This is a genomic window from Rathayibacter sp. Leaf296 (assembly GCF_001423045.1).
In the GTDB taxonomy this organism is placed as follows: Bacteria; Actinomycetota; Actinomycetes; order Actinomycetales; family Microbacteriaceae; genus Rathayibacter; species Rathayibacter caricis.
In genome coordinates this window covers 81,620-90,405 of the sequence record NZ_LMNR01000001.1, presented here as the reverse complement: position 1 = coordinate 90,405, position 8,786 = coordinate 81,620, and the positions used below count along the sequence as shown (strand labels likewise).

Below are 8,786 nucleotides of genomic sequence, written 5' to 3'. Positions count from 1 at the left end.
GGGGGGGGGCGTCCGTCGACCCCTCCGACGATCAGGAGGGGCGGCGGCGGTGCTCTGGCGGGGACGTCGAGTAACAGTGGGCCGTTCGGGTCCGGAAAGCACTCTCCGGGCCTACTCTGGCCGCACCGGCTCCCCCACCCCCCTCCGCGCCGTGTCGGGAGCAGCCGGTCGCGCCCTTCCCGGTCCCCGAGGAAGCACCCGCCGTCCTCGAGGAGCACCCGCCCGTGATCGACCCCGCCCGCAGCGGCGCAGTCCGCGTCGTCGTCGACCCGCATCGCCCGTCCACCGCCGTCGACCTCCTCGAGGGGCACCGGCATCCCGACGTCGACGCGACGGACGGCGCCTCGACGGACGGCGCCTCGTGACGCCGGATCCCGTCGCCCGACGGCTGACGACCGCGGTCGATGAGGGCGACTGGACGGCGGTGCTCGACCTGCTCCGCTCCTCCTACACGCACCTCGTGCAGGCCGAGCCCGCGATCCTCCTCCGGGCCCTCGAGCGCATGCCGCCGGAGGTGATGGACCGATCGCCGCGCCTGCGGATCGCGATGACCCATCTCGGCCGCGCCCTCCACGGCGACGGCTGGATCGACCCGGCGCCCGGTCGGCGGCCGCTGCCCGTACCGCTGTCGGCGGCCGACCAGCTGAGCATCTGGGCGGCGCGCGGCTCGGCGGCGCGGGCGACGGGGCGGATGGAGGACGCCTTCCGGTCGATGGAGGACGGTCAGGCCCTGCTCGCGCGACTCACTCCGCTGGAGGAGGCGTCGCTCTCGGCCGCGCTGCCCGAGATCCTGCAGGAGTGGGCGCTCACCTGCGAGCAGGACTCGCGCCTGGAGGAGGCCCTCGCGCTCCACGCCTGGGCGCACGAGTGGGCGACCGTGATCGGCCATCGCGCGATGGCCGCCTCGAGCGCCGGATCGGCGGCGCTCCTGCAGGCCGTCGCGGGCCGCAACCCCGCCGCGGGCGACTGGCTCCGACGAGTGCCGGACCTGGACGGAGCCGCCCGGCGGGCGAGATCCACCGTCGCCGCCGTCCTCGCCGAGGCGGTCCTCCGAGCCGATCGGCTCGACACCGACGGCGCCCTGCTGCTCCTCGACGGCCTCGACGGCACGGCCCTCGGCGAGCGCGGTCCGGCGGTCGATCTCGTCCGCGGCCTCGTCGCCCGCGGGCGGCCGCTGCTGTCCGACTCGGTCCTGCGCGGCGTCCGCGCCTCCCTGATGGTCGTCGGGCCCCGGCCGGGACGGGGGCATCCCGAGATCCTCGACGCCGTCGAGGCCTTCGCCGATGCGCCGGAGCGGCGGCTGCCGCAGGACGGACCGGTCTCGCTGATGGCGCGGATCACCGCGGCGACCCGGGCGCTGTCGGCGCAGCTGCGCGGCGACGAGGCCGTCGCGCGCCGACTCGCCGCGCCCCTCCTCGACTCCGCCGAGTGCCCCCGCGTGCTGATCCCCGCGCTGCTCGCCGCCTCCACCGACCCCGCCGGCGAGGTGGAGGAGGTCGCGGCGCTCGCGCACGCTCACGCGAGCTTCGGGGCGTTCGGCCTGCTCCCCGCCGACCGGCGGCGGCGGATCGCCGACGAGCTCGCCGCCCACGGCGATCACGACGTGGCGCGCCGACTGCGAGCAGCGGGGGAGCCGGCGGAGCTCACTCCGGCACGACGCCGGATCGCCTACGCGGCCGCCCGCGGCGCCTCCGCTCCCGTCATCGCCGAGGAGAACGGGATCAGCGTCAACACCGTGAAGACCCAGCTTCGGGCCGTCTACCGCCAGCTGGGCGTGCGGTCACGCACCGAGCTCGCGGCGGCACTCGACGGGATCCCGGCGGCGAGCCGGGGCGATGCGGCTCCGGAAGGCTGAGAGGCCCGCGGGCGGGGGTGCTCAGCGCGGGTAGGGCACCGACGCCGCCGGCCACGACGAGCCGAGGAGCTCGGAGCGGAGGCGGTGGTACTGCTGCACGGCGCTCAGGGAGTCGGTGCGGAACGCGATCGAGACGGCCCCGTCGCGCCAGTAGTCGTCCCAGCTCTCGTACCGGGTGAAGACCCGGTCGCCGATCGCCTCGAGCAGCTGCCACGCGCGCTCCGCGGGCAGGTAGCCGGCGACGTAGGCGTAGCGGACGGCTCCGATCGCGCGCTCGGCGTCGCCCGCGAGCAGCAGCACCGGAGGCCGGCCGCCGAGCGGCTGGGCGCGCTCGAGCAGATGGAACTCGCTCTCGCCGGTGAGCGCGGCGACGCGGGAGCGCATCCGCTCGGCCTCGTCGGACGCCGACACCTCGGCGAAGCGGGCCGACAGCGGGCCGACGTCGAGCACGTCGGCGACGAAGAGCTCGAGATCCTCGGCCGAGGCGATGCGGAAGTCGCGATCGAGCGCCGCGCGCTGCTCGCTCAGCACGGGCATCGGCAGCTCCGTCCAGGGCGACCCCTTGGCACCGTCGGCGAAACGGGCGCGGAGCGGCTGCGGCAGCTCGGCCCACGTCGGCTGGAAGGCGAGGGACGAGTTCCACCCGCCGAAGGAGAAGTCGCTCACAGCGTCCAGAGCCAGCAGCTGCTGCTGACGGAGGGTCGGCGACGGAGTGCCCGCCTCGGCGAGATAGGCGAGCTGCTCCCGTCGCGGAGCACCCGCATCGCGGACGGTGAAGACCAGCGAGCCTATGGCCAGGCCGATCGCCATGCCCACCGCGAAGGTGAAGAAGGGGAAGGCGGGCTCGCCGCCCTCGTCCCCGGCGAGGCCGAGCACGAACCCGACGACTCCGAACGGGGCCGCGAGGGCCGTCAGCAGCAGGGCACGGCGGGCGCCGGCGCGACCGGAGCCGCGTCGGCGCTGATCCGCGGCCCGGGTGAAGCGCAGGCGGGGGCGGACGGGGAACTCGACATCACCCGGGTGATTCTGCAGCGGCACGGTCGCAGCCTAGGGCCTGGTGAACACGAGATCGCCGTCGCGAGCACGGCCTGATCGTGCGAGCTGCAAGGAGGGGAGCGAAGGCCACTGCGGGCAGTGGTCGAGTTCCCCGACGCCGCAGATCGTGCGATCAGGCCGAGCGGAGCACGCGAGATCGTGTTCACCAGGCCCGGGACGGCGGGGCAGCACCGGGCCGAGACGGATGTCGGTGACGTGTGCGAGCCTCGAGGCATGAAACTCGCCGAAGCCCTCCTCGAACGGGCGGACCTGCAGAAGCGGATCGAGGCTCTCCAGTCGCGGATCGTCGCGAACGCCTCCTACCAGGAGGGCGAGGCCCCGGCCGAGGACCCCGCCGAGCTGCTCGCCGAGTGCACGCGGGCGCTCACCGCACTCGAGCGGATCGTGACCGCGGTGAACCTGACGAACACGGCCGTGCTCACTCCCGACGGGCGCACCCTCACCGCCGCCCTCGCCCGGCGCGAGACGCTGCGCGCCGAGCACTCGATGCTGGTGCGCGCGGCCGACGCGGCGGCCGGCTCGTGGGGTCGGCGTCAGATGCGGAGCGAGCTGCGGCAGCTGTCCGCTCTCCCCGTGAAGGAGCTGCGCACGCGGGCCGACGAGATCGCCCGCGAGCTGCGCGACCTCGACGCGGCGATCCAGCGCACCAACTGGGAGGCCGATCTGGTGGTCTGACGCGGAGCGCGGTGAGTCGGTAGGCGCACCCGGAGCGAGCACACACCGCCGGGCCGGCGGTTCATCCGGCCCACTGTCGACGCGGTGGGCAGCGTCACGGCTCCGGCCGTCACCACTCAGCCCCGCACCGAGGACCGGTGACCGCGCAGACAGGACACCTCATCACCACGTGCTGGCCGGACGCCGAGGGCGGGTTCGGGGACCTCACTGCGCTCCGAGTCGGGCCGCGACGGCTGGGGACGGGGGTCTCGAGACGCCGCCGGCGGCGGTTATTCGACCAGCGAGGGGGCGCGGCGTCCTCACGCCGCGATCGCCCCTCCTGCTGATCGAGTAGCCCGCGTAGCGGGCGTATCGAGATCCACGACCACCGGAGCTGGGGGTCTCGATACGCCGCCGGCGGCGGCTACTCGACCAGCAAGGGTGGGGCTGAGTCACCGACGCGGGGACGCTGATCGGGGTCTTCCCAGCCCCGACCGGCCGCTCGGGACACAAGGTCTCTCAGGGTATCGGAAGCCCCTTGACAGGGGACAAGGAGGCGAAGAGACTCTCGCTCGACGCCACCCGAAGGCGTCCAGCGACGCCACCCGAAGGCGTTCCCGTTCGGTCCTCCGCGTTACCCCGGAGGCACCGCGCGGAGTTTTGTGGATCCTCGAGGAAGAGGGACCAGATGTCAGGAAGAACTCCGCGTGCGAAGCGGACCCCGCACTCCGTGATCAGGCCGGGGCTCGCCGTGGCCCTCACGATCGCGTTGGCGGCGGGCATGGTCGGCGCGACGACCGGCGCGAGCGAGGCCGCTCCCTCCGCGCCGCCTGCGCACACGGCGGCGGAAGCGCCGCACACGCACGCCGGCGAGGAGGCGCCGCACACGCACGCCGCCGCCGAGGAGGCCCCGCACGAGCACGCGGCCACCGAGGCTGCACCGCACGACCCCTCGAGCACCGAGGCCCTGGCCGTCGTGTCGGCCGCGGCGGTCGCTCCGGAGAGCATCACCTGGCTGCAGCGGGCCTCGTCGGCCATCGCGCGCGCCGAGGCGGGCGGAGTGGCGGTCGGAGGGCAGCTGTACGTCTTCGGCGGTCAGTACACCAGCATCACGCAGACGAGCCGCTCCGACCGCTACAACCCGGCGACCGACACCTGGACCCGCCTGCGCGACCTGCCCGAGCTGATCACGCACGCGCCGATCGTCGCCGACGGCACCACGCTGTGGATCCTGGGCGGCTTCGTCGGACTCGACAAGATGGACTCGTCGCCCCGGGTGTGGAAGTACGACATCCCGACCGACACGTACACGGCCGGTCCGCCGCTGCCGGCGGCCCGCGGTGGCGGAGGCGCGGCGATCGTGGGTCGCGAGCTGCATTACATGACGGGCGCGATCCGGCAGGACTCGACCGGAGCCCCGATCGTCGACTACCCCGAGCACTGGGTCCTGAACCTCGACGGCGGCACCACCTGGACGGCGTCCACGCCGGTGCCCAATCCCCGCAACCACGTCGGCACGGTCGTCCTCGGCTCGACGATCTACGTGATCGGCGGGCAGCACCGCGGGAACGAGCCGGGCACTCCGCAGGTGCAGGTCGACGCCTTCGACACGGTGACGAAGACGTGGACGCGACGCGCGGATCTGCCGGTCGCGCGCGGCCACATCAGCGCCTCCACCTTCCTGTGGAACGGGAAGATCCTCGTGCTGGGCGGCTCCGAAGCGGGCGCCGTCGCCTCGCGGACCCTCTACGAGTACGACCCGGCGACGAACGTCTGGATCACCCGCACCAGCCTTCCCGAAGGGCTGCGGAGCCCCGTCGCCGACCTCATCGACGGGAAGATCGTGGTCAGCGGCGGACGCAACGCGGCCGGCCCGAACGCGAAGACGTGGCTGGGATCGACGACGACGACAGCGACGCCGACCCCCACTCCGTCGCCCTCCAGCGGCTGGACCACGGGCACTCCACTTCCGATCGACCTGCTCGACGCGGGCGGTGCGGCGATCGGCAGCCGGATCTACGTGGTCGACGGCAAGACCAGCACGGGACCCAAGTCGTCCCTGCGCATCTTCGACACCGCCACCTCCACCTGGAGCACCGGCGCCGGACTGCCGGGCAGCGCGGTCGAGAACCCCGCGGTCGTCGCCCACAACGGGAGGCTGTACGCCTTCGGCGGATCGACGGGCCCGTTCTCGGGCTCCTCGAGGAGCCTCTACCGCTACGACCCGGCGACCAACGCCTGGACCGCGCTGGCGAGCATGGCGGCCGGCCGCGGAGGGGTCGCCGGCGTCGTCGTCGGCGGCCGGATCTGGGCGATCGGCGGGATGGACTCGACCGGCGCCTCGCTGAAGACGACCGAGAAGTACGACATCGCGACCAACACCTGGTCGGCCGGTCCGTCGCTCCTGACGGCCCGCGACAACCCGGGCGCCGCGGTCGTGAACGACCGGATCCACGTGTTCGGCGGCCGCACGCGACTCGCGAGCGGCACCGAGGTCAGCCCCAACCTCGCGAGCGCAGAGATGCTGAACCCGCTCTCGGGGGGCTGGCAGACGCGCGCGGCCATGCCCACCGGTCGCCGTGCGATGGCGGTCGGCGTCATCGACGGCCGCGTGATCGCGGCGGGAGGTGCTCGGCAGTCGAGCGGAGCGACGTGGCCGCAGACGCAGGAGTACGACCCGGCGTCGAACACGTGGCGCTCGCTCCCGAACATGCTCACGCCCCGGCACGGTGCCGTCGGCGCCGTCGTCTCGGGTCGCTTCCACGTGATCTCGGGCGGCCCCACCGGCGGGACGTCGTTCAGCCGGGTGCACGAGATCCTCACCCCGGGGGGCGGGTCGACGCCGTCGACGCCGACTCCCACGCCCACTCCCTCCGGAGCGACGTCGGTGAAGGTGCGCTTCGCCACCGCGACCGCGACCCCTCCCACCGGCTACCTCGCCGACTGGGGACAGCCCTACGGAGCTCGCACGAGCGCCGGCCAGGGAAGCGGCCGGAGCTACGGCTGGGTCCGCGACGGCTCGAGCACCGCGGTCGACCTCACGTTGAACGGCCGCCTGCGCACCGGGACCCCCACCCTGGACACCCGGCTGACCGGTGTCATGCACATGGACTGGCGAGGAGGCACCACGGGGACCAGAGGGGCGGGCTCGTGGGAGATGGCCGTTCCGAACGGCCTGTACTCCGTGACGCTCTCGGTCGGCGACGCGGGGGACTACTTCGACAGCGTCGATCAGGTCAGCATCGAGAACCAGAACGCGGTCGCGAGGTTCGTGCCCAGCGATGAGGACCGGTTCCGCACGGCCGTCAGGACGGTGCAGGTCTCGGACGGGCGGCTCACGCTGAGCCCCCGCGGCGGGACCAACACGAAGATCAACTTCGTCGAGGTCGAGCCGGTGCCGGCGAGCCCGGACCGCCCGCAGGTGGCGAGCGTCACCCCGGTCAATCTCACCACCGGCGCGACCCGCGACATCAGCGTCACCGCCGGCCTGGCCGTGACGGCGGGAGGGATCGCCACGTCGACCCTCACCCGCGAGACGGTGCGGCTGAGCGTGGCCGCTGACGGCTCGTCCGTCCCGGCCAATGTGAACACCAGCGGCGGCGGCGACGTCATCGTGCTCACTCCCGACGCCCCGCTCGTCGCGGGCACCACCTACCGCTTCGACGTGACGAGCACGGTGCGGGACGTGTCCGGCAACGCCTTCCACCCGTGGTCGAGCGTCTTCACGGTGGGCACGGCCAGCGAGGGCACCGGCATCACCGGAGTCGCCTTCGACCAGGTCGCGACGACCGCGACCGGGCAGGGCTTCACCAGCGTGGCGATGGGCCCCGACGGCAAGCTCTACGCGGCGACGCTGGACGGGTACCTGTTCCGCTACCCGGTCGCGGCGGACGGATCGCTGGGCACCGGCGAGCGGATCGACACGATCCGGACGCTCGCCGGTGGAGCGCGGACGGTGATCGGCCTCGCGTTCGATCCGGCCGCGACGGCCGCGGATCCGATCCTCTGGGTCACCGAGAACCGCAAGTACGTCGGCGTCTCGGACGTCCCGGACTGGACCGGGAAGATCGTCCGCCTGTCGGGTGCGGCGCTGCAGAACGGCCAGGACGTCGTCGTCGGACTGCCGCGGTCGGCCCGCGACCACGAGAGCAACTCGCTCGCCTTCAAGGACGGGATGCTCTACCTCACCCAGGGCAGCAACACGGCGATGGGCGCCCCGGACTCCTCCTGGGAGTTCCGCTCCGAGAGCCTGCTCAGTGCCGCCGTGCTGCGCCTGGACCCGGCGAAGCTGCCCGCCACTCTGCCGCTGGACGTGAAGACCGCGGAGGGCGGCACGTACAACCCGTTCGCGCCGGGTGCGGCCCTGACGCTCTACGCGACAGGGGTGCGCAACGCCTACGACCTGATCTGGCACAGCAACGGGCGCCTCTACGTGCCGACGAACGGATCCGCCCGCGGCGGCGCCTTCCCGGCGACACCCGCGACGCTCCCCTCGTCGTGCGCCTCCCGGATCGACGGCGCCTGGACCGGACCGAGGGCGCCGGGAGTCGGCTCCAACCCGGTCGACGAGACGGACTGGGTGTTCAAGGTGGCCCAGGGCGGCTACTACGGCCACCCCAACCCGTCGCGCTGCGAATGGGTCTTCAACGGAGGCAACCCCACCTCGGCGCAGGACGCGTTCGAGGCGACGGCCTACCCCGTGGGCGTGCTCCCGGACCGCAACTACCGCAAGGCCGACGTGTTCGACGCCGGGCTGCACGCCTCGGCGAACGGGGTGATCGAGTACCTCGGCGACGGCTTCGGCGGCGCACTGAAGGGCAAGCTCATCGTCGTCCGCTACAGCGCGAGTCAGGACCTGATGGTGCTGGATCCGAGCGGTGCCGACGGCACGATCGTGAACCGGACGCTCGGGGTGGTCGGCTTCAAGGGCTTCGACCAGCCGCTCGACGTGGCGCAGCACGCCGCCTCGGGGAGCATCTACGTCACCGAGCTGGGCGGGCGGAAGATCACCCGCCTCGTTCCGCGCGGCTGAAGCGCGCCGGCCGGCGGCTCCTGCGAGCGCCGGCCGGTCCCCCTCCCCGTGACCGCCGCGCGTCCCCCGCGCGTCCCCCGCGGTCCCGTCGTCGCCGCCCGGTCCCGTCACCGCGGACCGACGAGTCGTGTCCGCCGAGAGCTCCCGCGCTCGCCGACGCGGCTCCCCCGCCGCGCCTCACCTGCGCAG

Annotated in this window: 5 protein-coding genes; 4 read left to right on the top strand and 1 reads right to left on the bottom strand. The window is 73.5% G+C overall.

Translation table 11 applies throughout. The annotated features are described in order from the left end of the window. The first annotated feature begins 224 nt into the window (after positions 1 to 224). The gene (locus tag ASF46_RS19295) at positions 225 to 365 is read left to right on the top strand and encodes a hypothetical protein (protein WP_162240139.1); all 141 of its coding nucleotides are present in this window, start codon (positions 225 to 227) and stop codon (positions 363 to 365) included. Then, positions 362 to 1,855 carry a LuxR C-terminal-related transcriptional regulator gene (locus ASF46_RS00455; RefSeq protein WP_162240138.1) on the top strand — a complete coding sequence of 498 codons (1,494 nt, stop codon included), beginning with the start codon at positions 362 to 364 and terminating at the stop codon, positions 1,853 to 1,855. Before ASF46_RS19295 ends, ASF46_RS00455 begins: the two co-directional genes overlap by 4 nt. 21 nt (positions 1,856 to 1,876) lie before the next feature. Here ASF46_RS00455 and ASF46_RS00450 read toward each other — a convergent pair whose 3' ends face one another. Further along, a complete protein-coding gene (locus ASF46_RS00450) occupies positions 1,877 to 2,893 on the bottom strand; it encodes a DUF1266 domain-containing protein (RefSeq protein ID WP_056865963.1) in 1,017 nt (338 codons plus the stop codon). A gap of 231 nt (positions 2,894 to 3,124) precedes the next feature. Between ASF46_RS00450 and ASF46_RS00445 the strand changes: the two genes are divergently transcribed. Both ASF46_RS00445 and ASF46_RS18635 read left to right on the top strand, forming a co-directional pair. Then, on the top strand, positions 3,125 to 3,586 hold the full coding sequence (locus ASF46_RS00445) for a DIP1984 family protein (protein ID WP_056867370.1): 462 nt from the start codon (positions 3,125 to 3,127) through the stop codon (positions 3,584 to 3,586). Between the two features lie 730 nt (positions 3,587 to 4,316). Beyond that, positions 4,317 to 8,597 carry a kelch repeat-containing protein gene (locus ASF46_RS18635; protein ID WP_162240137.1) on the top strand — a complete coding sequence of 1,427 codons (4,281 nt, stop codon included), beginning with the start codon at positions 4,317 to 4,319 and terminating at the stop codon, positions 8,595 to 8,597. Positions 8,598 to 8,786: the final 189 nt, after the last annotated feature.

Bases quoted from the DNA above. Each gene is read 5' to 3' on its own strand.
- ASF46_RS00445 (WP_056867370.1), top strand. From the start codon at position 3,125: ATGAAACTCGCCGAAGCCCTCCTCGAACGGGCGGACCTGCAGAAGCGG.